Annotated in this window: 21 protein-coding genes and 1 pseudogene; 13 read left to right on the top strand and 9 right to left on the bottom strand. The window is 59.3% G+C overall.

Features of this window, described 5'->3' with window-relative positions:
- Positions 1-5: 5 nt before the first annotated feature.
- Positions 6-425, bottom strand: a complete 420-nt coding sequence (locus tag VJR29_11375) for a hypothetical protein (protein HKY64011.1) — start codon at positions 423-425, stop codon at positions 6-8.
- Between the two features lie 314 nt (positions 426-739).
- Here VJR29_11375 and VJR29_11370 point away from each other — a divergent pair, with 314 nt between their 5' ends.
- From VJR29_11370 to VJR29_11340, 7 genes are all read left to right on the top strand, one after another.
- A complete protein-coding gene (locus VJR29_11370; protein HKY64010.1) occupies positions 740-1,234 on the top strand; it encodes a hypothetical protein in 495 nt (164 codons plus the stop codon).
- A 356-nt stretch (positions 1,235-1,590) separates the two neighbouring features.
- On the top strand, positions 1,591-2,937 hold the full coding sequence (locus VJR29_11365) for a TolC family protein (protein HKY64009.1): 1,347 nt from the start codon (positions 1,591-1,593) through the stop codon (positions 2,935-2,937).
- Between the two features lie 12 nt (positions 2,938-2,949).
- A complete protein-coding gene (locus VJR29_11360; protein HKY64008.1) occupies positions 2,950-4,488 on the top strand; it encodes a multicopper oxidase domain-containing protein in 1,539 nt (512 codons plus the stop codon).
- A gap of 24 nt (positions 4,489-4,512) precedes the next feature.
- Positions 4,513-4,953 carry a hypothetical protein gene (locus VJR29_11355; protein HKY64007.1) on the top strand — a complete coding sequence of 147 codons (441 nt, stop codon included), beginning with the start codon at positions 4,513-4,515 and terminating at the stop codon, positions 4,951-4,953.
- Between the two features lie 163 nt (positions 4,954-5,116).
- Complete coding sequence (locus tag VJR29_11350) at positions 5,117-5,464, top strand: hypothetical protein (GenBank protein ID HKY64006.1); 348 nt, start codon at positions 5,117-5,119, stop codon at positions 5,462-5,464.
- Between the two features lie 151 nt (positions 5,465-5,615).
- Positions 5,616-6,137 carry a hypothetical protein gene (locus VJR29_11345; GenBank protein ID HKY64005.1) on the top strand — a complete coding sequence of 174 codons (522 nt, stop codon included), beginning with the start codon at positions 5,616-5,618 and terminating at the stop codon, positions 6,135-6,137.
- A gap of 12 nt (positions 6,138-6,149) precedes the next feature.
- Entirely contained in the window at positions 6,150-6,485 is a 336-nt protein-coding gene (locus tag VJR29_11340; protein HKY64004.1) for a hypothetical protein, read from the top strand.
- Positions 6,486-6,754: 269 nt separating this feature from the next.
- Here the strand turns inward: VJR29_11340 and VJR29_11335 are convergent, their stop codons facing one another.
- On the bottom strand, positions 6,755-7,375 hold the full coding sequence (locus VJR29_11335; GenBank protein HKY64003.1) for a hypothetical protein: 621 nt from the start codon (positions 7,373-7,375) through the stop codon (positions 6,755-6,757).
- 525 nt (positions 7,376-7,900) lie between these two features.
- On the opposite strand from VJR29_11335, the gene VJR29_11330 reads away from it, so the two are divergent.
- From VJR29_11330 to VJR29_11320, 3 genes and pseudogenes are all read left to right on the top strand, one after another.
- The gene (locus VJR29_11330) at positions 7,901-8,125 is read left to right on the top strand and encodes a hypothetical protein (protein ID HKY64002.1); all 225 of its coding nucleotides are present in this window, start codon (positions 7,901-7,903) and stop codon (positions 8,123-8,125) included.
- Between the two features lie 12 nt (positions 8,126-8,137).
- Entirely contained in the window at positions 8,138-8,566 is a 429-nt protein-coding gene (gene rnk / locus VJR29_11325; protein ID HKY64001.1) for a nucleoside diphosphate kinase regulator, read from the top strand.
- Position 8,567: 1 nt separating this feature from the next.
- A pseudogene (locus VJR29_11320) lies at positions 8,568-8,910 on the top strand (GNAT family N-acetyltransferase).
- On the opposite strand, the gene VJR29_11315 reads toward VJR29_11320, so the two are convergent.
- From VJR29_11315 to VJR29_11305, 3 genes are all read right to left on the bottom strand, one after another.
- The gene (locus VJR29_11315) at positions 8,870-12,181 is read right to left on the bottom strand and encodes a hypothetical protein (GenBank protein HKY64000.1); all 3,312 of its coding nucleotides are present in this window, start codon (positions 12,179-12,181) and stop codon (positions 8,870-8,872) included. The pseudogene VJR29_11320 and the gene VJR29_11315 sit on opposite strands and share 41 nt — an antisense overlap.
- 342 nt (positions 12,182-12,523) lie before the next feature.
- The gene (locus VJR29_11310; protein HKY63999.1) at positions 12,524-14,095 is read right to left on the bottom strand and encodes a Calx-beta domain-containing protein; all 1,572 of its coding nucleotides are present in this window, start codon (positions 14,093-14,095) and stop codon (positions 12,524-12,526) included.
- Positions 14,096-14,354: 259 nt separating this feature from the next.
- Positions 14,355-15,446 (bottom strand): hypothetical protein, encoded by a 1,092-nt coding sequence (locus VJR29_11305; GenBank protein HKY63998.1) that lies wholly within the window; start codon positions 15,444-15,446, stop codon positions 14,355-14,357.
- A 153-nt stretch (positions 15,447-15,599) separates the two neighbouring features.
- Here VJR29_11305 and VJR29_11300 point away from each other — a divergent pair, with 153 nt between their 5' ends.
- Positions 15,600-16,823: a ChaN family lipoprotein gene (locus tag VJR29_11300; GenBank protein ID HKY63997.1), complete on the top strand. Its 1,224-nt coding sequence runs from the start codon at positions 15,600-15,602 to the stop codon at positions 16,821-16,823.
- 84 nt (positions 16,824-16,907) lie between these two features.
- Here VJR29_11300 and VJR29_11295 read toward each other — a convergent pair whose 3' ends face one another.
- From VJR29_11295 to VJR29_11285, 3 genes are read right to left on the bottom strand one after another with little or no spacing between them, the layout of a single operon-like run.
- On the bottom strand, positions 16,908-17,333 hold the full coding sequence (locus VJR29_11295; protein ID HKY63996.1) for a VOC family protein: 426 nt from the start codon (positions 17,331-17,333) through the stop codon (positions 16,908-16,910).
- Positions 17,326-18,081 carry a glutathione S-transferase family protein gene (locus VJR29_11290; GenBank protein HKY63995.1) on the bottom strand — a complete coding sequence of 252 codons (756 nt, stop codon included), beginning with the start codon at positions 18,079-18,081 and terminating at the stop codon, positions 17,326-17,328. Before VJR29_11290 ends, VJR29_11295 begins: the two co-directional genes overlap by 8 nt.
- Positions 18,078-18,737, bottom strand: coding sequence for a hypothetical protein (locus VJR29_11285; GenBank protein HKY63994.1), 660 nt, complete (start codon positions 18,735-18,737; stop codon positions 18,078-18,080). Before VJR29_11285 ends, VJR29_11290 begins: the two co-directional genes overlap by 4 nt.
- A gap of 117 nt (positions 18,738-18,854) precedes the next feature.
- On the opposite strand from VJR29_11285, the gene VJR29_11280 reads away from it, so the two are divergent.
- On the top strand, positions 18,855-20,777 hold the full coding sequence (locus tag VJR29_11280; protein ID HKY63993.1) for a hypothetical protein: 1,923 nt from the start codon (positions 18,855-18,857) through the stop codon (positions 20,775-20,777).
- Between the two features lie 119 nt (positions 20,778-20,896).
- Positions 20,897-22,789 carry a hypothetical protein gene (locus VJR29_11275; GenBank protein HKY63992.1) on the top strand — a complete coding sequence of 631 codons (1,893 nt, stop codon included), beginning with the start codon at positions 20,897-20,899 and terminating at the stop codon, positions 22,787-22,789.
- A 34-nt stretch (positions 22,790-22,823) separates the two neighbouring features.
- Here VJR29_11275 and VJR29_11270 read toward each other — a convergent pair.
- A partial coding sequence (locus VJR29_11270; GenBank protein ID HKY63991.1) for a hypothetical protein occupies positions 22,824-23,857 on the bottom strand: 1,034 nt, incomplete at its 5' end.

The following is a 23,857-nucleotide window of genomic DNA, read 5'->3' as shown; positions in this document are numbered from 1 at the left end:
AAGGCTTAGGCGGAGGGAGGGGCCCGAAGCGGGGAGGAAAGGAGGCGTGAGCTATTATCTAAGGGACGCAATCTGTCCCTCAAATCAAGGTAGCCAAAAGGCGGCGGCTCTGGATCGGGGAGAGTATTATAGGAACCCAAATAAACCTGGGGAAAGCCCCCACCTAAAATCTGTTTATTGAGCTTAGGGCCGCTATTCACCGTGGCCATAACCACGCGAAAAAGCGAATCGTGAATGTCTCCGGAGGTATGGTCTTCCTGCGAATGATCTTCACCGGCATCGTCATGGGTATGATGAATGCCTTGGTCGTGAACGATCGAATGGAGAGCTAGTCGGGAAAAGGGCGTGATATGGAAGAGGAAAAGAAAAAGGAAAAGAGCGAAGGCCGATTGATAAACCCCTAATTTTCCTTTCATTTGGCGCATAGACTTTCCTAAGAAAATCTAGCCTTCAGGAAAGTATCATAAAAAGCAACCAAATTTTCCCAGGGTTTCCGTTTGCTCGGGGCTTTTATAGCCGTAGTTCGACTAATCTCCGATTAGTTAGCCTATCGTTGAAGCGTCGCCGTTTCCGACTGAACTGCTTGGCCTCCTGTCGCGGACCCCAATGGGCGCCGCGGCCTTTTTTGGAACCGGCGTGTTCCGTCGAGCTGGCTCATTGCGAAGATAAAATAAAGTCCTTTTCTAGACCACCTCAGTTCCAAATTATTCGTCTTTACTTTGCCAGAGCGAGGGTTTAGATGAATTTTTGGTCCAAAATGGCTTATTTTCATGGAAAAATAAAAGGGTCATTGGCCATCAGGAATCTTCTCCCAGGTTCTCTTGTCCTCTTCTATCTTTTGTTCCAAACAACCGCATTGTACTGCCGGTGTATCGAGGGCAGCTCTCATCAGCACATCAACCCCGCAGCTCAAGAATTTTCGGCAAAGACCCAAGGCAATCAGGATACCCATGACCACCGCAATTGTCATGGAATGGACTCTGCCGGGCATCCAACGGAAAAAGGCTCCAACTCCCATTTCCCCTGCTATTGCAGCAAAGACGAAAGATTGACCCTGGCCTCGTCCGCCTCGACGCTGCCAATTCCGAGCATCGATGGGAAAGTTCTTCCCAGCAATCTCGTGCATCAAATAGAATTATTATTGGCGAATCCTCAATCCCTCCTTCTGAGCAACCGCTCCCCTCCAGCATTAGCTGTTTCCTCTTACCTAAAAAATCACGCCTTTTTGATCTAAACGGCATTCCCGGTAGGTGTATTCGTTTTGCAGTTTAACGCCTGATTTTGGGAGGCCATCATGGATTGGTCCCTTCTCGGTTTTCAGGGCTTAAGCCAGCTATTTAACACTCATCGATCCTCGGTATCGCCATCCTGCTGATGATTTGGAGTTTCTTCAAACGCGAAGGAAGACCGAAGGCCCCGGGCGTTTTCCTGGTATTTTTGGCCCTCGCGGTCCTAATGGTTCTTCAAAACGGCGATCTCGGTTCTCGGATGGTCTTCGTCGAAGGCGCCGCCGTCAAGGCAGGGCCCTCCATTCAGGAAAAACCCCCGCACGAGCACCATGGAAACGAGCACCCTCATTAGGAGAGATCGATGTCGGCTCGATTAAAATTAATCAACATAAGCCTTATCCTTTTATCGATGGCCCGGATATCGGCATCGTTCGCCCAGGTGGATCAGGAAGTACAAGTTTTGCTTGAAAGACAAAGCGGGGTCGAGATCCCGGCTTTACTGCATACCGAAGGAAAGGGAGGTAAGAAAACGGCGTTTCCAATCGTCATCAAGTCGCTGGACCTGGATGAAACTATCGAGCTCGCATTGACCAACAATGCTGAGATCAAAGCCTCCTTGGCCGAGCTCGGGATTGCTCGGTCCAATTTGCAACAGGCAGCCTTGGTGGAAAACCCCGAACTATCGGTAACCTTCGGCGTGCAGACCGAAAGCCCGCATTTTCTTCCCAGCGGATCGCTAACCCAAAACTTCCTGGATTTTTTCTTGGTGGACTTGAGGAAGAAAGCCGCTGAATCCGAGCTGACCGAAGCCAGGCTCGCCGCGGCCGATCGGGTCTTGGATTTCATCTTCCGCGTCAAAGTGGCTTATTTCACCCTGCAAGGGGCGGAACAGCTCCGTCAATCCTTAAGCGCCATTGCGGAAGCTTCCAGGGTATCCGCTGGCCTCGCCCAGAAGCTTCACGATGCGGGAAATTTCAACCTCTTGGAGCTGAACGCCCATCGTTTGGCGGCCGAAACGGCGCAAATCGAGCTGGCCAAGGCGGAATCGGAAACCATCAGGGCCCGGGAGTTCTTGCTGGGCCTTATCGGACTTAAGCCGGGTGAAGTTGAGATCAAAAAATTGTCCCGACTCCCCGCCTTGCCACTTTCGGACCCATCGCTAAAGGATCTGGAAGTCCTTGGGATAGAGAGAAGGCTCGACCTACAGGCGGCCAAGCAGAAAATTGAAAGCCTGCAGAAGAATCTTCGTTTGGCCGAAAGGCAATTTTTATCCCATATCGATTTCGGAATCAGCGCCGAGCGCGAGGATTCCGGAGCTCCGGTCATTGGCCCGATGATCAGCCTGCCTTTGCCGGTCTCCGATCGGAATCAGGCGCAGAAATCCAAGCTCCAGGCCCAAACGATCCAATCACGCTATCTTGTCTCCTCGGTGGAAAGGCGCATCTTGACCGAAGTGCGCACCGCCCACGCGCAATTGCTGGAGTCTCGCAAAATCGCTAAACGCTATCAGACCCACGTCCTTCCGCTGCTTCGCAAGACCCTCGAAGAGACCTTGCTTCACTACAACTTCATGCTGAAGAGTCCGTTCGACCTGCTGCAGGCGAGGAGAGAGGAGATTGGGGCCAACCGGGCCTATGTGGAGGCTCTCCGGGAGTATTGGACACATTACGCCGAGCTGGAAAGGGCGGTTGGGGCGAGCCTGAAGTAAGAAGGAATTATCATGAACCAAAAGCTAATCATTTTTCTTGGCATACTCGTTGTCGTGTTGGCTTTGCAGGCTTGCAAAGGCCCCTCCCCCGAACCTCAGGCCCAGGGAGGTCACCAACACGATCATATGCCTGCGGAGAAGTCCCCGGAACAGCGCGGGAAGACCGAGACGCAACCCTCCCAAGCTCAAGACCTTGGATATACCCCCGTTATCACCCCGAATGGGCAGACTCTTAAGTGGGAGATGGTCGATGGCGTCAAGGTTTACCGCCTGAGCGTCGATGAGATCGAGTGGGAGATTGCCCCGGGCATGAAGATCAAGGCCTGGGGCTACAACGGAATGACGCCCGGACCGACTATCGAGGCCGTGGAAGGAGACCGAGTCCGTATTTATGTGACCAATCATTTGAAGGAAGACACCGCCGTCCACTGGCACGGGCTCATCCTTCCGAGCGGCATGGATGGGGTGAAGGGCTTAACTCAAAAGGGAATCCCGCCCGGAGAGACTTTTGTCTATGAATTCACCCTCAAGCAACACGGCACCCAAATGTACCACTCCCATGGCGATGAAATGGTCCAGATCGGCATGGGGACGATGGGATTCTTCGTCATCCATCCCAAACGGCCCGCCAAAAAGGAAGGCTCCCGTGAAAAAGATCAACGCGAAACGTTGCCCGAAGAGACCCCGCGAAAAATCGATCGGGATTACGCCATTTTCTTGAACGAGTGGTTCGTCGAGCCTGGAACCAAGAGACCCAATCCGAACGTCATGACGGATTTCAATATATTCACCTTCAACAGCAAGGCCTTTCCAGGGACGGAGCCGCTTGTGGCACAGACCGGTGAGCGTGTCCGGATACGATTCGGCAACGTCAGCCAGGAATGTCATCCCATTCATTTGCACGGCCATAGTTTCAAGGTCGTCGCCACCGACGGCGGCGATATTCCGGAATCGGCCCAATGGCCGGAGACGACCGTGCACGTCTGTCCCGGCCAGACCCGGGATGTCGAATTTATCGCCAATCCAGGCGATTGGGCGTTCCATTGCCACCGCCGCCATCACCCGATGAACCCGATGGAGCATGACATCCCCAATCTCCAGGGAATCGATCAAAGCGGGATCGAGCGGGGGATCAAGAAGTTCGTCCCAGGCTACATGGCCATGGGGGAGCACGGGATGGACGAACACCAAATGCACGCCCAGCACATGAAAGGGCCGCCGAACACCCTCCCGATGATGGCGGGAGTGGGCCCATTCGGAAACATCGGGATGGGCGGGATGTTCACCGTCTTGAAGGTTCGCGACAAGCTCAAGCAGGGTGATGAAGGATGGTATGACAACCCTCCAGGAACCGTCGCGGATGCAGCGGGCGGAGCACCAGCGGAAGAAGCTACGATATATACCTGCCCCATGCACCCGGAGATTCGCCAACCCGCGCCCGGAAAATGTCCCCTATGCGGCATGGATCTTGTCCCCGTTGAGCCCAAGCCGCAGGAAAAGAAGCAAGAACGCCCTGGTGCCCAGCCCGCCGGGCACGAGCACAAACATTAATAACGTTTAAGCAAGGAGGCGCTTATGTCAAATACCTCTCTAAAAAACAAAGCACGCTTTTCCACTGCAAGGCGTTCCCTTATATTGTTCGGGATAATTACGCTAACTGGCGCTTGCCGTCCTCACCACTCCACTCCCGTAGGTCCGCCGGAAGCATCCACAACGACTCAATCCGAAGTGGAAAGCCTGATGCCCGCCAATGCTGCCCGGGGCGAGAAGGCAGTGCCGACAATCGAAGGCAACCTAATTAAGGCGAACAATAAATTATGCGCGGTCTCCCGAACACCGATGAATGAGAAAATCCTCGGCGCCTTCAAAGGGCAGGTCAATTATGAGGGGGGCAATCCCAAGTACAAAGGAAAGACCTTCGAGTTCAACTATTGCTGCGGCATGTGTCAGGCCAAATTCCCCGATATGTTCAAGGCCGATCCGGACGGGATTTTAAAGTTCCATGGATTGCTATGATGCGATGTGGAGGATCGGGATATCTTTGCAGGGAAAATTGCAGGACAGGCCTTGATCCTGATTTAAATCATCCCGGACTTTGACTTAGGTCATTAATGTCCTGCCACGGAAAGACCATAACTAATAAGAAATCTTTAACCCTCAATGCCAAATAGGAGGTTGTATGAAGAAAGCAGCCCAATTTTTCATGGCAGTCATTTTGGTTTTTGGAATATCTCTTTCCATCGCCCCCAAAACCCGCGCGCAATCCTTTGATGTTCAGAAGGCGATAGAGGCGGGGGATCACAAGGGCCTTGCCGAATATTATAGGTCTCAAGCAGAGACCCAAAGGAACGTGGCGGCAATGCACGACAAAATGAAGACCGAGTATCGCAAGAGCCATGTCCATTATAAGGGAATAGACAGTGTCATGGCGGGCCACTGCGGGGATTTGAAATTCCAGGCCCTTAAATCCGCCGAGCAGTACGATGCATTGGCCAAGCAAGAAGAGAAGCTTGGGACCGCCAAGTAATTTTATCCGAACCGCCCAATCTACCGCCCAGCGAACGCATTTGTTATCTGTCTGTAGGCAAGGAAAGTCCCGGCCCGCTGATATTTTTCTGGCATTCCATGGAGCGGCGACTTCAGGGAAATCGAAAAATGCGCTTATTTGAGGGGTAAAAATGGGTTTTTCCATATTTTCTCATCACGAGTCCTGGACCATTGCGCATGGGCTATTGTTTGGCACTCTCTACCTGATCGCCTTTGCCGGCGGATTGGATGCACTTTGGAATTTAAGGCCAGGCATCTTGACCGAGGAAGGGATCCGAAAGTCCATTAAAAGAGTGCAATTGGGTCTATGGACGATGGCGGTCGCCTCTTGGCTGACGGTCATCACCGGGACCTATGTGGTCTACGTCTGGTACCGAGCGAAAATTCCCGGCAGTCCTCGCTCGCGTCTCCTTTCCGAACCGGCAACCGCCTTCTGGCATACCTTTGGGATGGAATGGAAAGAACATCTCTCTTGGATTGTCCCAATTTTGACTACGGCAGCCGCCTTTATTGTCTCCCGTTACGGGCAGGAATTGGTAAAGAATCGGGTGCTTCATTCGGTTGTCTTATGGTTCTTGTTGGTGAGTTCCGCTATGGCAGGAATAGGAGCTCTCTTAGGCGCTTTCATCAATAAAGTGGCTCCCTTTATTTAAGGATGAAAAATTATGGATAGAAAGGAAATCTCGAAAAATGGGCAAGCCGTGGCGGCCATCCTGGCTGCTGGAATTGGATGCGCGACACTTGGGATTGTCACGATCCTTTCAGAAATGAGCCCTGCGATTGAGCAGGGACTCAGTTGGTGGAATCCTGCCGGACCTTTGACAGGCAAGACCGGAACAGCAGTCTTGATTTGGGGCCTTGTTTGGGCCTCCCTCCATTGGCAATGGAAGCATAAGGACTTCCTTAATTTTTCTTCGATACTCCGATGGTCCTGGGTCTTGATTTTCGTGGGAGTTCTTGGAACTTTTCCGCCGATATTCAATGCCCTTTCGAGGCCCTGACCATGGCAGAAGAGATAAATTATGGAACCGGGAGCTTTGCCGAATTCTTTTGCCGGACAGCGGGCATCTCCAGGAGGAAGAGGCCCGTTTTTTAAACAAGCACAAGGCTAGCAAGCACTCTCCGGCCTTGCCTCTTTATACCCAAAAAGATGCGGAGAATTGCCTTTCACAGTTCCATTCCGTCGATTTCGAGAAGGTCTTGGATTTGAACGGGGGGATTCAGGCAGCTTTAGCCTGTCGTTGAAGCGCCTCCGCTTTCGGCTGAGTTTTTAGGGAATTTTGCGAATGTTATACATCGTCTCCCCTTCATTTAATAAGGGAGCTAGGCCTTCGCCGAGATCAACCCAGCCACCGAAATTAACTAGATGGCGTCCTTCTCCAGGGAAAGGAAAAGTAAACATCCCATTAAGGGTTGCTCCAACTGGAGCAGGGAAACATTCGGGTTCATTGGACGCAACTACGTAGCCCTGCCACATTATATAGAAAAAGGGATCAGCTCCCCCTAAGGTCTGGGTTAACAAATTGGGGATACCGTCCCGATCGTAGTCGCTTAAAAATTCGTAGGTTCCTGAGGGCACGGGAGTTCCATCTTCCCCATATATTCCAGCTTCTGTTATGGTATATAGCAAAGTAAGACTATCACCGGGTTGCGAGCAAGAGGCTAAAGGCCCAACAACAGCAGCAGAGCCCCCACCACTCCATCCATCGGAATTATTTCCCTTGCCTGCGAGATGGACATCTTGGACATTTTGGGGAGCCGCACTAACTACTATAGACCAGAGCGGCTCGGTAAAACGGCCAGCCGCCACCGTAACCTGAGCCGTTGGGATCGCCAACGCCCCAACAAAAATGGAAGTTAAGAATATCTTATTTAAGATTGGGACTTTCATACCCACCTCCTTCAAACTTAAGTCGTTAAGATTCACACGCCATTCAGCATGATGCGTTCGAGCGAAGGAATGGCGGAAGGACAGCAACATCTTCCGATGCCTTGGCTTTACCCAACGATATGGCAAAAATTAACGTGAATAATGCGGCACGCCGCAACCCGGATAAGAAATGACACTTTACCCGCATCCTCCTAGGCATGATGGTAACACCGCCGAAATCGGAGTGACAAGGCCAAGCCCAATAAAAGAGGTCGGTGGGGAAATATACACCGCTACGGCGGCATGACAGGGTCCGAAGTGCGCCGCTCTTGACGGTTCAGACCATCATGGTTAGTATGCTCAGGACATGAAGCCAATCATTCTCCAGATGCGAATTCCCATTTCCTTGAGGACCCCCCTGGTCTTTCTTTTCTAAGTCGGGGATCCTTCCCGGCTGTTCTTTATTCCGAATCATCCACTGAATCGTAATTTTTTCCCGGCACAGCTTCGTCTGGAGCTGGGGCCAGGTCTTTGTTTGGAGGAAAAATGAAAACTCTAAAATTGTTCCTGTTATCTGTGCTTTGCGGCCACCCGCTCTCGTTTTTGGCGGATTGGGTTCGAATTCGCCTGGCAAAATCGATGGTCCGATATTCCGAAGGGAAAGACCTGTTTTTCTTAACGGATGACTATGATCCCCGCTGGGCTGAGCATCTGGAGAGGTTGGAATTCGATGAAAGCGAAGACGACTTTCACGCGCGAGTCATTCACTAAAAAGGAGGCCGTATGAACGAAAATACAGTGCAACAAATGCCCTTGGAACTCCCCCCGATCTACCTTTCGGCTTCCGACGCCGAACAGCTGAAAAGCCTCGTCCTACAAACGCCGCGCGGAGAGGTCCGCGAACGCTTGGAAGACGAATTGAGCCGCGCCGAGATCTTGTCGACTCATGCCTTCCCCTCGGATATCGTGAAGCTGAATTCCTTGGTCCGCTTCGTGGACCTGGAATCGGGCCAGAAAAAGGAGCTGGCCCTGGTCCTTCCGGGCCAAGCCAATATCCGGGAAGGCCGGATCTCGGTCTTGGCCCCGGTCGGCATCGCCTTGCTCGGCCTTTCGGTCGGACAAAGCATCTCCTGGCCGATGCCGGAGGGTCGGACCCGGACGCTGAAGATTCTGGAAGTCTTCGCCGCCAAGCGACAGGAGCATCCGCCGTAGAATGACCAAGCCAAACGCCATCGAAACCCCGCGCCTCCTGCTCCGCCCCTGGCGCGACGGCGACCTCGAGCCTTTCGCCCGGCTCAACCAGGATCCCCGAGTGATGGAGTTCTTTCCGAAACTCCTCGATTCCGAGGAAAGCCGCGCCTTGGCTGAAAGGATTCGCCAGCACTCGCCGTCCCGGCGAACCACCGCTCGATCGCGGTCATGGAGAAGTTGGGGATGCGGCGCGATCCGGCCGAGGATTTCGATCACCCCGTTTGCCCGCCGACCACCCCTTGCGCCGGCATGTGTTGTACCGGATCAGCGCCTCCCCATCGGCATCCGCGCCTTCCAGTCGTTGATCTTATGGATCACCCTGGCGAAATCCTCATAGCGCGCCGGCTCGGCTCGGGCGTAACTGCGGGAAGCTCTTTGCAAGAGAGCGATCCCGACTTCGAAGGTGTCGGCCGCCTCGGCTGCCCCTTCAAAGTTCTCGCCGGCCCGATATAGCTCCCCCATCCGCTGCCAATGCTCGGCTTCGGCCAAATGCAGGCGGTAGAGGCCCAGCCGGCTCCGCTCGATCAGGCGCAGATCCATGCTGGTTTTGTGCCCCAAGGACTCGATCCGCCGCAGCGCCATTTGGTAATTTTCCAGCGCTCGGGGGCTGTGAGTGCCGTCGCGGCTCCGCCAAAACTCCGCCAGGTTGAAATAGGCCCAAGCCGCCTCGCGGTGGGCCGTGCCCGCTGCGATCCGGTTGTCCGGCCCCCGCGGTTGCAGGCTTTCCAAGTGTCGTTCGGCCAAATCCACCGCCGATTCGAAGCGTTCCAGCGCTTCCCGGAAGTATCCGGCATGCTCCATCGCGAGGCCGATCTCGCGCTGCCGGCGGATTTTCTCGAAACCCCAACTGAAGGCGGCTTTCAAACGGTTTCGCCAAGCGAAGCCCAAGCTCATTTCCTTCACCGGCGTTCCGTCCTTGAAGAAGATGCTGGCTCCCAAGAGAAAGGCCGGAGAAACGGTGGAGAGCAGATCGGGGCTCAGCTCATGCAAGCCGAGCAAGCCCAAGCCGAGGCCCAAAAAGCCGGTGGTCGGAATTCCGGATTTGGTCTGGAGCTCGGCGGTCTCCCACCACCTCGCAAAATTGGGGCCCTGTTCCTCGGCCGTTTTCAATAAGATTCGCCTCTGCTCCTGGTAAGCGTGGCCGGCTTTGAAAAGCTTCTCCAAGGCCGTCGGCAAAGCGGCCAAGGCCCCATTCACCCATTCCCGGGCCGGCAGCGCGGGCGAATGTTCGGCCACCCGCTGGAGGATTTCGACGGCCAGCTCGGTCGTCGTGCCGCCGCGGTAGCCGTGACGATCCTCGATCTCGGGAATGAGCCGGCTCATCGCTTCCAAAAAGTGGGTTTCGCCGCCGGGAATTTTGGGAAAGAGCTCGGCCAGCAGGTCGACCGAGATCCGGGATTGATCGAGGAAGTCGAGCAGCCGAGGCCAGGCCGGTTTTTCGCCGGCGATGCTTTGCCACTGGCGGAGGAAATCGGGCAGAGTTTCGAGCGAGCGGAAGAATTTGCCCTCCTGCTTGGCGATGCGTCGCAAGAGCTCGCCGAGCTCGGCCGGCTTGACCTCGAAAGCGGCGCCGGCCTCCAAAAGCTTCGGCAGCCGGCTCAGAAAACCCATGCCGGTTTTTCCGGCGAGGGCCTCGTCAAAGAACAAGGCGCGCAATTCCGGCTTCGACCAGCCGCTGCGCTGAGCCGCGTTCAACACCTCGGCTAAGAGGCCGAGGTTCAGCTCGGCCAGGAAGGGCGACTCGCTAAAAACCCGATAGACCAACTGCTTGAGCTCCGGCAGCTGCCAGTCGCCGGCCTGGGCCGCCTCGAAGAGCGGATCGAAGCGCCAGCCGATGAAGTCGGGCGATTGACCGAGGAGGGCCGCCAGATAAGCCTTGGGCGTCGGGAGCTTTTCCAATTGATCCGGGTCGCGGCGCTCGAACTCGATCAGGCTCCAACGCTCGGGGCCGAGGGCCCAGGGACGGTGCAGCTCCACCCGGAGGACGCTGTGCTTTTTCGGATCGAGGGTGTTCTCCGGCAGCTTGGTCGGGTCCTTGCCGAACACGATCCAAGAGCCCTCCTGCAGCGAAATACCCTGCTGACCCACCGCCTGCCATTTCGACTTTTCATGCACCCAGACCAAGGGCTCGCGAGTGAGATTGCGGAGGAAGAGACGGCCGTTGCGCAGCTCGAGCGCGGCTTGCTGATCGCGGATTCCCTCATTGCGAAAGAGGTCGAGGAAATCGGGGCTGCGCTCCGAATCGTTCTGGACCCGCTGACGGTGATGCAGCGATCCGTCGCGTTGGTTGACCAAGGTCATGTCGGGCTTGCCCGAGGCCGACTCATGCAGGTTCTTGTATTGGCGGCCGACGCTGTTCTTCACGCCCAGGGTGTAAACTTTTTCCGGTTTCTCGAAAGTGAGAGCCAAGACTCGGCCGCCATAGAGATTGTTCCGGTGGACGAGGGTGCGGAAAGGCATGTCGGTCGGCTGGGCGGGAGCCTCGCGGGTTTCGGCGTTGCCGCGGATCCGGCCGAGCGAGACGTAAAAGGGCTCGCCGGGCTCGCCGTCCTTCGGCGTCGACATCTCCCAAATCGGCAGCCGTCGCGGCGAACCGCCGGCGGTGGCGAAGGCTCGGGGCGCCCCGGCTTCCAGCGGGATCGGCGAAAAGGCCGGCGACGCTGGCGTCCGCCAGCGCAGCCCCGCCTCCCAAGCGGCGAATTTCGGGCCGAGCAAGCCCTTGGCGAGGTGAGCTCCCGCGCCCAAGCTTGCCAAGGCGCCCAAGGTCTCCGCGACCGCGGTGGCCCCATCGGTCTTGGGCCGCAGGCCCAGCTCGGCTTCGACATGGTGGGCGAGCAGCATGCCGCTGAAGGCCGAGGCTTGGGGAATGGCGGCACGGCTGAAACGGTCGAGTTGGGGGAGACGAGCCGTCGCTTGGTTCCCCGCGAAGGCGAAGCTCTTCAAGGCGCCCAGGGTCAGAGCGGCGCCGGCCAAATCGCGGCCCACCGCCTTTCCCGACCAGGTGACCGGCTCGCCGCTTAAGTCCATCAAGCTCCTGCTCAAGAGCGAAAAGGCCGGCACCTCGACGGCGAAGCCGCCGAGGTTGGCGGCGGTCCGGGCCGCTAGGCCGCGGCTGAACCAAAGCGAGCTGCCGGCGAGACTTTCCAAGGTGACGGCTCGACTCAGCTGGAAGAGGGAGGAGCCGGCGATCATCGGGACGATCATCCGGTAATCGGTGGCCTGCTTGCCGAATTGCGAAACGAGGATTTCGGCGCGGCCGCCGACCGAGCCCTGACCGCTCAGCGCCGCGAGCCGGCTGCGGGCCCGCTTGGCGATGGAGGGGAAAGGGCAGGCGCCGGCGCTTTGGTAGATCGCCGCGGCGGCCGCGATATTTCCGCTTTGCTGCTGGCGTCCACCGAGGACCAACAGGCCCTCGAAAAACAACTCGGAGTCCTTCTCCCGGCCGAGCGCCGCCGCTTCTTCGCGAGGGAGGCGGTCGAATTGAGGGCCGAGCAAGGCCAACAGGGCTTCGCCCGAAGCAGGTGTTCGAGGGATCTCTTCCATGGTGAACGGAAACAGGGCCGAAAACGGCGCCAAGGTAGGAGACCCCAATTATCGCTAGGGTCGCGGATTTGTTGCGGAGTCGTCATCCTGAGCAGGGCCGGTCATCCTGAGCGAAGCGAAGGATCTGCGACTGGCCAAGGTGTTTTGAAAGGTCCAATTTCCTTCGTGTCATCTCAGGGGATCCGAGGAGACGAAGGGGCTTTCGAGTCCCAAAGTTTCTTGGTAGGTCGCAGATCCTTCCCCCAGTCTCACTCGAACCTCGCGGCGTTCGACCGGGGCCCCCGCTCAGGATGACGTGCCCGCTCAGGATGACCTCTGCTGAGCAAAAAAAAAGGCCCCTCGTTCGGAGGGGCCTTTCCAAGGAGGAAATTCGAATTAAGCGCGGAGCTTGGCCCGGCGCATTCCCCACAGCCCGGCCAAGGCCAGGATGCCGAGGCCCCAAGCCGCCGAGTAGCTCGGCGCCGAAGCGCTTAGGCTGCAACCGCCGTCGCTGCGGGCGGTCGGGAAGCCGGGGTTCGGGTTGTTCGGGTTGGGGTTGCTGCTGGGATCGGGATTCGGAACCACGCTGCCCGGCGGCAGGATCGTCGCCACGCCCTCATCCTTGGCGATCGAGGCATTGGTCGGGCTGAAGAGGTTCATGAAGAACTCCTCGTTGCCCTCGTCGATGGCGTCGGACTTGATCGTGACCTGGATGGTCTGAGTCTTGGTGCCGGGGCTGAAAGTCAGGGTGCCGGTGGCGACCGTGTAGTCGGCCGAAGCGGTGGCGGTGCCGGCCGCGGTGCCGTAATCGACTTCGATCGTCTCGTCGCTGTCCTCGCTCAGGGTCACCACGAAGGTCACGGTGCTGGTGCCGGAAGCCGGTTCGGCCACCTGGACGTCGTTGATCGAGAGGGTCGGGATCGAGGTCAGGACGACGTCGTTGCCGTCGCCGCCGGAGTAGCTGATCTTGAAGCCGATGTCGTCGATGCCGACGACCCGGAAGGTTTCGCCTTCGGACAAGCCGTTGAAGGTGCCGGCCACGTCGTCGCTCGAATCGTTGTCGATGATGACGAACTCATCGCCGGCGACCAGGTCCGGTCCCAGGGCGATGCGGAAGATGGCGCCGGCGATGTTGACCGAGCCGACGACGTCCAAGCCGCTGTACTCGGTGCCGGGCACCGGGCCGTTGAGCTGGACGATGAAAACCGAGCTGGGCTCGAGGGTGAGGTCGCCGACTTGGAGCAGGGCCGGCTCGTCGTCGCCGGGCGAGATTTCACCGCCGGCCTCGACGGTGACTGCGCCGGTGATGATGCCGTCGCCTTGGAGCTCAGCGCCGTTTTGGACCGAGACCGTGCCGGAGCCGGTCGCCGAGCCGGAAGTGTTGGTGACCTCGGTGGCGCCGGCATTGAGGACGGTGCCGCCGCTGTAGGTGTTGGCCGCGCTGAGCCGGAAGAAGCCGGGGCCGTTCTTGACGACGGCGCCGGTGCCGCTGATCACGCTGTTAATGACCGCGGCGCCTTGGCCCCCGACGATCAGGTCGAAACCATTGGTGTTGATGGTGCCGGCGCTGTTGATCTGCAAGAAAGTGCCGGCGTTTTGCACGGTCAGCAAGACATCGGTCGCGAGGACCAAGGGGATGCTGAAAATATTGGTGCCGGTGGTCTGACTGGAGAGCAGGCTGCTGCTCAGGTCGATGGAGTTTCCGGCGATGATGTAGTTGGTGCCGGCGAGGATGATGCCGGCGATGTCGGTGCCGGCGGCCAAATCGTTGTGGCTGTTGCCCGCGAGCGTGCTGGGGAAGGTGATGGAGTCGCCGCCAACCGGTGCGACGTCACCGGCCCAGTTGACCGCGGCGGACCAGTTATTGTTGCCTAAGCCGCCGTCGTCCCAGACTTTGGTGGCGGAATGGAGAGTTGGGGTGAATAGGAGCACGACTGCGCCTAGCAGGGTGCCGATCGACTTTTTCATATGGCCTCCTCGGTTTATACACCCCATGGCGTCCCTAGCGGGGGTGGACCGAGAAGTCAACCAAGGTCCGAAGCTTAAAGGGCGATCCCGTGGAATCCCCCCTTTGAAAAAGGGGGGTAGGGGGGATTTAAAGCCGCGGCAGGCGTCTGAACGCGCGTTGGGATTTATGCCACCGCTTCAAATCCCCCCTGGGTCCCCCCTTTTTCAAAGGGGGGAAATTGGCAAGATCCTTAGCTCTTTTGCCTTTATGTACAAATTTTCAGTGCTTGAACCAAAAAACCGCAATTAAATCGACAATGAAAAGGAGGACGATCATGGCCTCGAGGAAGAGCATTCGGGCCTCGTTGGCCTCGCCGTGCAGGGTCTCATAGAGGTTGTCGAGATGGAGCAGCCGGTTTTGAATGCTCTCCCGCCAAGTGGCCAAATGAAAGCGGTCGCGAGCCGCGAGGTAGATGCGGGCCAGGTACCAGTCGCCGAAGAACTTGCTGATGTTGGAAACCTCGTCGGTGATCTTAGCCACGTCGGTCCGAAAGCGCCGCAGCTTTTCGAGCTCGCTCCGCTTCCAGCTCCAGAGCCTGGGCCGGCTCCTTTCCAATTCGTCGTAGGCCCGATTGAGATAAACGTCGAGCCGCTTGTCCATCAGCACCAGCTCTTCCAATTGCAGATTGGCCAGCTCCAGGACGTGGACCTCGTCCTCGATCTCGCCGGAAAGATCGGCCAAGAGCGCGGCGTCCCAGTCGACGATGGCGACGTCGTCGAACTCGAAGCTGAGCTTGTGCCGAAAAGTTTCGTCAATCTGCTGCTGGGAGAGCGCGGCCGGATCGGTCTCGGCGAGGAGGCCGGCGATCTCGCGCCTTTGACCCTCGGCCCATTGCTCGGCATTGGCGCTCTGGCCGATGCGGCGCAGCACGAAGACGGTGTAGGCCTCGGGAATGTCGACCTCGGAGGCGCCGACCAAATACTCCCGGAGATGTTGGACGACGTTGCGGCAGAGCTCGTGCGCGGCCTGGTCCAAGGGCCCCTTGCCGTCGAGCGCCGGACGGTGAAAGGGCATCAGCCCGCCCAAGCCGCCGACTTCGAAGGGCACCGAGATCAAGACCGACACCACGCCGACGTCGTAGATCCGCACCAGGCTTTGCACCTGCTGTCCGCCGATCCGCCAGGAGCCGCGCATCGGGTCGATGCTGAGCGGCCGGTAGAAAGGAATGGCCTTGGGCACCAGCCGCTCATTGCTCGGCCCGAAGGGCACCGTCTTCTTGGCCAAGATTTTCTCGGCCTTGTCGGTGCGGATCTCGTCGGCCACGTCGAAGGCATAGAGATAAAAGACCTCTCCTTGTAAGGGTGTTTCCATGGCCGGCCCGCCTTCCCATCTGTCTAAATTTAACCGTTAAATTTGTATAAAATCCTACATCTTAGGCGAAAAATCCATAAAAAGAACAATAAATTCATCGTTTAACAACTGGCATCGGCTTTGCTTTAAATGACGGAATAGCGTGGAGAAAAAATGACGCCGATTTCCGTCCGCCAAATCCTGGAAGATTATCCCAAAGCCGCCCAAGCCGAGGAAGTGTCTCCTTGGCTGCTCAACCTCGACGAGAATCAGGATGGGACTTTTCAGCCGGAAGAGCTGCGCAACCACGAAGGCCGGCTCCGCTGCGATTTCCGGGTTCGAGGCTTGGGCGCTCAGCGCTGGAAAAAACTGGAAGCCATCCTGGTCGGGCGCTCCTTGGTAAAAGAAAATCCCGATGGCTGCCCGGTGAAACAAGGCCCGAGTCCGGGCCGAATGCCCGCCGCTTCGGCCGGGCTCTATCGTGGCAACGCCTATGACTTCGTCTTTCAATTGGGGAAGGGCATCGGTCTCCAGGCCGTGCTCGACTTTTTGAAAGATGCCGGATACCCGGCCACCCCGCAGAAAAAATTCCACGAGGCCGCCTTGGCCAGCGGCCGCTTGATTCGAATCGAAACCCACCGCGGCCACCTCCAGAAGATCCACTATCTCGACGCCCAAGGCAAAGCTTCGATCCTTTGCCGGCTGGAATTTTGGGAATTGCTGCGTGCCGCCGGCCGCTTCGAGGATTTCTTCGCGGCCAATCCTTATTACGAGCAGGAGCGGGAGGCCTGGGGCCGCTACCACTCGGTGGTCTACACCTACGGCAAAACGCCGACCTTGAGCCGGGCTCAAGCCGCCAAGAAAGGTTGGAAGGGCGTTCTGCTCTTCCCCGACATCCATGGCAGCTGGGAACGGATTCAGGCCTTGGAAAAAATGATCCGCAGCCAGAAGCTCGATTGGCTGGCCATCGAGATGCTGCCGCAAAATCTGCAAAGCGAGCTCGACGATTTTCTGACCGCCAAGGCGAGCAGCACCGCTTGGCGCGAGGCCAAGCGCAAGCTCCAGAACTACCTCCAGCCGTTCTGGGCGCCCTATTTCAAGAAGATCAGCAAGCCGGAGGAGAATCCCTATTACCAGCTCCTCCTGCTCTGCCGCCGCCGGGGGCTCAAGGTCGTGGCCTTGGACGCGCCGGCCTCCTATACCCAAGCCGCCGACGCCAAGATGAGCTCGCTCAGCATTGGCACCCGCAACCGGATCTGGGCCGAAGGGGTTCCGGCCAAGGGCCGTGGCATCGTCTACGGCGGGGCTTTTCACTTCAGCGGCTATCCGAAAGTCCGGTTCCAGGATTTTTTGGAGGAGCGGGATCGGAAGAGATCCGTCTCGCTGTTGTCATTCTGAGGACCCGAAGGGGCCGAAGAATCTCATACCCACCAAGGCGGTCGCAGATCCTTCGCTCAGGATGACGGTGTTACGATGCCCCTCTCAGTGATCCCCGATCTTCTTGATCCGGCGCCGGCCGAAGATCGCCGCCGGATCGCTGTAGAACTTGAACTCCAATAAATTCAGCGAAGGGTCCTGGAGGAAGAAGGTCCGGTGCTCGAGCGGCGTTCCGGCGAAACGGAGCTTGGGCTCCTGATAGAAAGCGAGCTTGCGCCGCCGGGCCCGCTTTTCCAGCGCCTGCCATTCCTTCAAGCTGCCGAAGATGAGGCCGAAGTGGCGGGGGTAGATCCCGCGCTGCGGCCGTGGCTTTTCCTTGGCGAGCTGGGCGACGATCTGGTGCTCGCCGAGCTTGAAGATCGCCGAATGAGCCGAGGCCCGGCCGGCGCGGCAGCCGAGGGCGAGATAGAATTTCTTCGCGGCCTTCAGGTCGTGGACCGGGAAGGCCAGATGGAAGAGGGGTTTAGCCACGGTGCTCCCGATAGAGTTTCAAGGTCCAAAGGAAAAAAGGCTCTTGGCGGTGGGCGGCCCGGAAATCGCGCAGGACCTCCGGCATTTCCGCTTCCTGCGGAAAGGGGAAGGAATGCTCGGGCGGCGTGCAGAGCGGCGCCAGCAGGGCGGCGGCGCTCATGTCGGCCCGGCTGAAGCGGTCGCCCACCAGGTAGTTCCGGTTTTTCAGGGTTTGGTTCAAGCGATCGATGGCCTCCAACAAGCGCTGCCGCGATTTTTCGGCGGTTTCGGGCCGAATGTTCATCGCCCGGCGCATCAGCCGGCGGATGGCCGGGAAGGCGAAGGCGTAGATCGCCCGGATCGAAAAAGAGGTGTCGTGCAAAATCATCCGCTTGGCCATCGCCGGTTGGGCCAAGAGATAATGATAGAAGTAGCGGCGAAGGTGGACGCCGATTTCCCTATCGAGGAAAACTTCCCATTCCCGGGCTTCGGCGGCTTCGGCCGGATCGAGCGGAGTCAGGCGAGGCTCGGGCTGGATCCGATCGAGGTAGTCGATGATGGCGTCGGAGCCCTGGACGATTTGGCCGCCGTGCCGCAGCACCGGGAGGCTGGTGGCGCCGCAGCCCATCTTCCGGGTTTTCCGCAAATGAAGTCCCGGCGCCAAATTGACCAAACGGTAGGGCAAGCCCTTGAAGGCGAGGGTCCATCGAGCCTTCTCGCAGTAATGCGAGATCGGAAATTGATAGAGGATGGTGTCTTCGCGGCTCATTCGAATTTGAAGGTCGAAAGCTTGGCCGGAGGCTTCTTGGCCTCGCGGCGCTTCGTCGTCTTGACCTTCCCGTCGGCATCGGTGACTTTCACGATCCGATCGCCGGTCAGCCAATTGAAGTCGTCTTCCTTGGCCTCGGGGCCGGCGGTGTCGTGACTGATCTTGGTTTCACCGATCAAGATCCAATCCCCGTCCTGCCGGCGCCAGCGGTGGGTGTAGCCCCAGCGAAAACGGCTGCCGCCGTAATGATCGATGATCACCACGCCGTTCTTGATCTGAAGCTCGGCCAAGGGGTCGCCGAAGATGCCGCCGCAAGTGCGGCAAAGGACGGCCTGCTCGCTGGCGGCTGAGAGCCGATAACCGCCGCCTTCGGGGTTTTGCAGGAGCAGGACCAGCGGCCGCGGCCATTCTTCTTGCATCGAGTCTTCGGCCGGATTTTTCAGGATCAAAGCGGCGTCGGGCTTGCCGTCGCGGTTCAGATCGCCCTCGGCCTGCATCAGGACGGCCCAGCCCTTGGGGACGAAGTCTTGGAGCCGGGCTCCGCTTTCCGGTGGCTTGGGCGCACTTGCGGCCCTGGCCGGCACCGCCGAGCCGAGCCCGATCGCGATCAGCAGCAAAAAGACTCGGAAAGGGCGATGTAATTCTTGACGGAGCATGAATTTCCTTATTTAGTCGGGCCGGGTATTGGGAATCATTCCATTCTGGTTGTAACCCGAATCCAACTTCAAGAAAAGCTCGGGGCTTCATCTCTATCCATGAAAGGAGAATAGCCGATGCAGTGGTATAAGAAAGTAGGGGGTGCCGTTCTGGCGATGACGGCGATCCTGGGGGGCTGGACTTCGTCCGGCCAAGCTCAAATCTTCGATACACCGGTTCTGGATTTCGTGCTCGAGGCCTTGCCGACGCCGAGCGCGGCGCCGTTTCCGAGCCTTCCGCTCACCTTGAACGTCGGTAACTACGACACTTCGATCAACGGGCCCGGCGATCTGCCGCTCAACGAAGTGGCCATCGCCGGCATTTCCGGCTTTGTCGAAACCGATCCGATCGCCTTGGTCCACCGTTATTGGACGATCGTCCATGACAGCTCGACCGACACCCGGTCGCTGGTTCAGACCGCTCCTTCCGACATCGCGGTCACCGACGAATTCGAGCCTTTCTACTTGATCCCGGACAGCCTCCAGCTCGTCGACCTCGACGGCGATGGCGCCGACGATATCGCCGTCCTGGGCGCGGGCATCGAGCTCGAGAGCGGCCGAGCGGTCGACCTGGCCAGCCTCAAATTACAAAAGACCGGCACCACCGGGCCGGTCGGCGTCTTCGGCGTGCCTTCGCAGGCCGGTCCCAATTTCTTCGCGACCTCGCTCAACATCCTCGGCCAGCAGACCGATTCCTCGATTCCTTCGCTGTTCGGCGGGACTCCTTCCCAGCCTTCGCTCACCACCGCCGATTTCGACGGCGACGGAAGCATCGATTTGGCCTTCTACGATTTCTTCTTTGGCGACCCCGGCATCCAGGTGGCCGTCAGCCTGAGGAACGACGGGACCTTCGGCACCTTGCCGCGGACCGACACCACCCTCAACCTGCCGGTCGATTACCAAGGCTTCGACTTCGCCTATAACCTGGTGGCCGCCGACATCGACGGCGACGGCGCGCCCGACCTGGCGATCACCTTCGACGCCGCCGACGGCAGCGGCGTTCCCGACCGGCTGCTGGTGTTCAAGGGCAACGGCGACGGCAGCTTCGTCGCCGATCCCATCGCTTCGGTCGACCTCGGGAGCGACTTCGACCTCAGCGGGCTGGCGGTCGGCAACTTCGATGGCGACGAGTTTCTCGATTTCGCCGTCGGCGCGGCCCAGCAGGAAGTGCTCCCCGGGACTTTCTTGATCAATATCGTCCTTTGCAGCCCCGGCGCCTCTTGCAGCGTCAGCCCGATCGATTTGGCCGACGGCACCTTCGTCGTCCCGCTCAGCCTGGCGGCCGCCGACTACGACGAGGACGGCTTGGACGACTTGGCGGTGGCCTTCATCGCTTGCGACAACCCCAGCGGCGAGTGCGAGCAAAACGAAATCAGCTCGGGCGTGGGAGTCTTGGTCAACCAAAACGGCAGCTTCACCAACCAACCCGACCAGATACTCCTGCTCGGCGGCGGCGAGGATAGCCGCATCGTCCTCCAAGTCATCGGCAAGGACATTGACGGCTGCGGCGGGCCCGATCTGGCCTACAGCGGCTTCCAGATCCCCCAAGAGTCGCCGGCGCCGGTTCTGGCCCCGCAAGGCGGCTTCTTCGGCACCACCAACTGGGCTTCGGTGGCCTTCAACCATAACGACGATCCGATCGCCGACGCTGGAACTCCGGTCCCGGTCAGCGGCGGCTTCCAAGTCGGCGGCGAGCCGACTTGCTTGGGCGAGCTCGGCGAAAACCTGACGATCGAGTGGGAAGTGGTTTCGGGCGACGCCAGCATCAGCGATCCGACCACGGCCAACCCGGTCGTGAACGCCCAGACCGACTCGGTCCTCCAAGTGACCTGCTCGGATCTCTGCGGCGCTTCGAGCTCGGCGACGGTCACGGTTCAAGGCGGCAACATCCTCCTGAACGGCTCGGGCTGCTCGCTGAACCCGGCGGCCTCGGGCGGTCTGGCTTGGCTGGTCGGCCTGGCCGGCTTGCTGCCCTTGGCGGTCATTCGCCGACGCCGATAGCGGCGAACGCGGTGAATTCAGAGCCCGGACTCTTCGGAGTCCGGGCTTTTTTTTCAATTTCTTGACTAGACTGGCGAGTCTGATTTCTAATTTCTCAACGCTTTTCCCAAGGAGGGTTCATGCGAAAGCACAAGAGTGGTTTTAAACTCGGATTTGGCGCTTTGGCGGCCAGCTTGCTGCTCGGCGCTTCCGCGCCGGGGCTCGCCCAAACTTTCGACGCGCCGGTGGATTTTCTCCTGCCGAGCCTGGGCTTCCTCGATGATGAATCGATCGACATTCCCTCGACTCTGAACATCGGCAATTTCGACACCTCGATCCTGGGACCCGGCGATTCGACCCTCAACGAGGTCGCGATCGCCGCCGTCGGGTTCATCGACCTCGACAGCTCCATCACCCAGCGTTATTGGACCATCGTCCATGACAGCGCCGCCGATACCCGCTCCTTGGCCTTGAGCCCGCCCTCCGACATCGAGACGACCCTGGCCGAGACGAATTATTTCTTTCCGAGCAGCCTCCAATTGGTCGACTTGAACGGCGACCAAGCCGACGACATCGCCTTGCTCGGCGTCACGCCCGAGATGGATATGGCGGTGAATGCGCCGGCCAACGTCAAATTTTTCGCCTCCGGCTTCGGTCCGGCCCGAGCCATCGGCGTGCCTTCGCAGGCCGGCCCCAATTTCTTCGCGACCTCGCTCAATGAGCTGGGATCCCAAACCGACGGCAGCATTTTGACGGCCTTCGGCGAGTTCGATCCCAACTTCGCGGCCGCCGATTTCGACGGCGACGGCCTGGTCGACTTGGCCTTCTACGATTTCGACGGCGCCGACCAGATCGCGGTGAGCCTGCAGAACAACGGGAGCTTGGGAGCTCTCCCCCGGACCGACTCGGTGCTCACCTTGCCGGCGGGCTTGGCCGGCTTCGATTCGGCGGTGAACCTCGTCGCCGCCGATATCGACGGCGACGGCCCGGTCGATCTGGCGCTGACCCTGAGCCTGCCCCCGACCGGAACGGGCACCAATAACTTCCTCTTGGTCTTCAAGGGCAACGGCGACGGGAGCTTCGTCTCCGACCCGATCGCTTCGGTGTCTTTCCCCGATCAGTCGATCCCGGTCACGCTGGCCGCCGGGAATTTCGACGGCGACGATTTCCTCGACTTCGCCGTCTTCTTTTTTGACCAGGAGCTCTCGGTTGGCGACCTTTCGGTTGTCCTCTGCGCTCCCGGCGGGAGCTGCGCGGTCAACCCGCTTGGCCTGCCCCAGACCGGCCTGTTGGCGATTTTCGGTTTAGCCGCCGCCGACTTCGACGGCGACGGCCTCGACGACTTGGCCAACACCTTCATCCAGGCCGAGGAGGCGAGCCCCGAATTTCCGCAGGGCGGCGTCCAGGTCCGGCTCAATCCGGGCGATGGAAATTTCCCGGTGGCGGCGGATCAAACCTTGGCGGTGGGGGGATCGCTCGACAACCGGGTGACGATCCCGATCGCGACCAAGGACATCGACGGCTGCGGCGGGCCCGACCTGGCCTATTCGGCCTTCGAGCTCATTCCCGAGCCGACTCCGCAGGCGGTGACCGGCCAGGGCTTCGGCGAGCAGGCCGTTTACCACGCCTCGGTGGCCTTCAATCACAACGACGATCCCGTCGCCGACGCCGGCACGCCGGTGGCGGCCAATGGCGGTTTCCAAGTCGGCGGCGATCCGACCTGCTTGGGCGAGCTCGGTGAAAACCTGAGCATCGAATGGGAAGTGGTTTCGGGCAACGCCGAGATCAGCGATTCGAGCGCGGCCAACCCGATCGTGCAAGCCAGCCAGACCTCGGTGCTCCAGGTGACTTGCACCGACGCCTGCGGCGCGGCCAGCTCGGCGACGGTCACGGTCCAGGGCGGCGGCTTCCTCTTGAATGGAACCGGTTGCTCGCTCGGCGGAAGCGCGGCCGGCGGATCGCTTTGGCTGCTGATTTTGGGCGGATTGCCGTTTGGCGTGATTCGCTTAAAATCCCGTAGCAAGGGCCTTTAGGCCCGCCAAGTCGGGGCTGAAGCCCCTTGCTACTTTAATTGGGGAAATTCGGCAGGTCCGAAAAATTCTGCTCCAGCGCCGGCCGAGCCTCCGGCACCAGTTCAAGAACCGTGCGGAGCGCCGCTTGCTGGTGGAAGACGGTCGGGAATTCGCCGAGGTTTTCGTTTTGGATCCGGCCGCGCTCCACCGCCAAGGCCAAGCCCAGCGAAGGGCTGATCGTCGCCAGCTGGACCATGAGGCGAATTTCGCGCTCGGCCAAGTCGCGGGCCGGTGCCGGCGTGTCGAGGCCGGGCCGCAGCCGATCCAGGGCCTCGGTCAGGGCCGCCGGCCGCAGGTCGCCCTCCCGGTTCAATAAATACTCCCAATCCCTCGGCTGCAAGCCCATCCGGCCGGCGAAATGCTCGAAGGCCTCGAGCGGAACTTCCGGCGCCACCTCGAAGAGCGGCTGGGCGTTCGGCTCCAGGCGGAAGGGCGAATAGCGCCGCGGATAGCGGGCGCTGAGGTACTGCCGGCCTTGATCGCCGATATCCGCCCGAAGCTTCGAAACCGTCCACTGACGCAAGGCCACCTGCTCGTCGACCTCGCGGTCGAAGCGCTGGAGCATGTCGGCGCCGGGATCGCGCCCCAGCATCATGGCCTGGCCATCGCGGGCGGCGGCCTTGGCGACCGCGCCGGCCTCGGCTTGGATCAATCGCAGGTCGTCATGTCGCGGCACCAACCAATGACGGCCAAAGTCCCGCCGTTCCGGCGGCAGACGGTCGCGCCATTCGGCCGGCGCGCCGAGCTTGGCCACCTCGAAGATGCCGCGAGCCGCGGCCACCGTCATCGCCGGGCTGATCGCGCCGGCTCGGGCCATCAGGGCGCCGGCGCCGATATAGCCGAAGGCGGTGAAGTTGTTCACCGGGTTCTCGTAAGTTTGATTGCCGCTGCCGTAATAGGCATCGGGCCGAATCCGGCGGAGCTGGTCGGGACTGAGGCCGGGCTCCGGATTGGTCATGGCGCCGACGAAGGGCTCCCCGGCCAAGCTCTCGATCACCAGCTGGGTCCAGCGCGGATCGCCGGTGAAGG

The organism is bacterium, from assembly GCA_035281585.1.
In the GTDB taxonomy this organism is placed as follows: domain Bacteria; phylum UBA10199; class UBA10199; order DSSB01; family DSSB01; genus DATEDP01.
The sequence above is the reverse complement of the archived record's forward strand: the minus strand, read 5'-3'. Positions and strand labels throughout refer to the sequence as shown.

Excerpts from the sequence above, each read along its gene's own strand:
- VJR29_11375 (HKY64011.1), bottom strand. The coding sequence starts at position 425 with ATGCGCCAAATGAAAGGAAAATTAGGGGTTTATCAATCGGCCTTCGCT.
- VJR29_11370 (HKY64010.1), top strand. The coding sequence starts at position 740 with ATGAATTTTTGGTCCAAAATGGCTTATTTTCATGGAAAAATAAAAGGG.
- VJR29_11365 (HKY64009.1), top strand. The coding sequence starts at position 1,591 with ATGTCGGCTCGATTAAAATTAATCAACATAAGCCTTATCCTTTTATCG.
- VJR29_11360 (HKY64008.1), top strand. The coding sequence starts at position 2,950 with ATGAACCAAAAGCTAATCATTTTTCTTGGCATACTCGTTGTCGTGTTG.
- VJR29_11355 (HKY64007.1), top strand. The coding sequence starts at position 4,513 with ATGTCAAATACCTCTCTAAAAAACAAAGCACGCTTTTCCACTGCAAGG.
- VJR29_11350 (HKY64006.1), top strand. The coding sequence starts at position 5,117 with ATGAAGAAAGCAGCCCAATTTTTCATGGCAGTCATTTTGGTTTTTGGA.
- VJR29_11345 (HKY64005.1), top strand. The coding sequence starts at position 5,616 with ATGGGTTTTTCCATATTTTCTCATCACGAGTCCTGGACCATTGCGCAT.
- VJR29_11340 (HKY64004.1), top strand. The coding sequence starts at position 6,150 with ATGGATAGAAAGGAAATCTCGAAAAATGGGCAAGCCGTGGCGGCCATC.
- VJR29_11335 (HKY64003.1), bottom strand. The coding sequence starts at position 7,375 with ATGAAAGTCCCAATCTTAAATAAGATATTCTTAACTTCCATTTTTGTT.
- VJR29_11330 (HKY64002.1), top strand. The coding sequence starts at position 7,901 with ATGAAAACTCTAAAATTGTTCCTGTTATCTGTGCTTTGCGGCCACCCG.
- rnk (HKY64001.1), top strand. The coding sequence starts at position 8,138 with ATGAACGAAAATACAGTGCAACAAATGCCCTTGGAACTCCCCCCGATC.
- VJR29_11310 (HKY63999.1), bottom strand. The coding sequence starts at position 14,095 with ATGAAAAAGTCGATCGGCACCCTGCTAGGCGCAGTCGTGCTCCTATTC.
- VJR29_11305 (HKY63998.1), bottom strand. The coding sequence starts at position 15,446 with ATGGAAACACCCTTACAAGGAGAGGTCTTTTATCTCTATGCCTTCGAC.
- VJR29_11300 (HKY63997.1), top strand. The coding sequence starts at position 15,600 with ATGACGCCGATTTCCGTCCGCCAAATCCTGGAAGATTATCCCAAAGCC.
- VJR29_11290 (HKY63995.1), bottom strand. The coding sequence starts at position 18,081 with ATGAGCCGCGAAGACACCATCCTCTATCAATTTCCGATCTCGCATTAC.
- VJR29_11285 (HKY63994.1), bottom strand. The coding sequence starts at position 18,737 with ATGCTCCGTCAAGAATTACATCGCCCTTTCCGAGTCTTTTTGCTGCTG.
- VJR29_11280 (HKY63993.1), top strand. The coding sequence starts at position 18,855 with ATGCAGTGGTATAAGAAAGTAGGGGGTGCCGTTCTGGCGATGACGGCG.
- VJR29_11275 (HKY63992.1), top strand. The coding sequence starts at position 20,897 with ATGCGAAAGCACAAGAGTGGTTTTAAACTCGGATTTGGCGCTTTGGCG.